Origin of the sequence: Collinsella aerofaciens, from assembly GCF_032584215.1 — a bacterium.
GTDB lineage: Bacteria > Actinomycetota > Coriobacteriia > Coriobacteriales > Coriobacteriaceae > Collinsella.
This window is the reverse complement of record NZ_JAWHPN010000111.1, coordinates 1-490: the sequence shown is the minus strand read 5'-3', so window position 1 is coordinate 490 and position 490 is coordinate 1. Positions and strand designations below refer to the sequence as shown.

The 490-nt window shown below is 45.1% G+C and carries 1 protein-coding gene; it reads left to right on the top strand.

Annotated elements, in window-relative coordinates; genetic code table 11:
- Positions 1-164 precede the first annotated feature (164 nt).
- A complete protein-coding gene (locus tag RX395_RS09990; protein WP_316367343.1) occupies positions 165-446 on the top strand; it encodes a hypothetical protein in 282 nt (93 codons plus the stop codon).
- Positions 447-490 lie beyond the last annotated feature (44 nt).

Sequence of the window (490 nt, the reverse complement as noted above, 5' to 3'; positions counted from 1 at the left end):
GTATTAACACAGGCATTGCTTGCCACTATCAATTAGAAATGTCGAAATGATACATCGAATTGGCGGATTCGTCACTTAGTCCAGTCACCTTCATAGGAATCCCAATAGGGAATGTAAAAATCAACCTTCTCTCCAGTCCAAGGACAACTTCTACGGCAACGAGTATGAGCGCAGAAGGTCATCGTAGCGGTATCATTCTGATCCACAAGACCGACATGGCCGGCGTTCGTACCATCACTATTCAGCCAGTTAATGATGCTTCCGGCAAAGGCTTCTTTTTCGTTGGTACTGTGGAAGAAAAGGCCATTGTTGGTCAAATACTGGCGGATGCCATTCCCAGCATTGCCTGTTGTTTTCCAGGGCGCAGTATATGGCTTCCATTTACTGTCTTTGGGCAGCCCACCATAAACAACACAATGAGAGACCAAATACATTCAATCAGTTGACCCATAAAAAGCTAAAGCTGGAATGCTGCAGGTCTACAGATCAA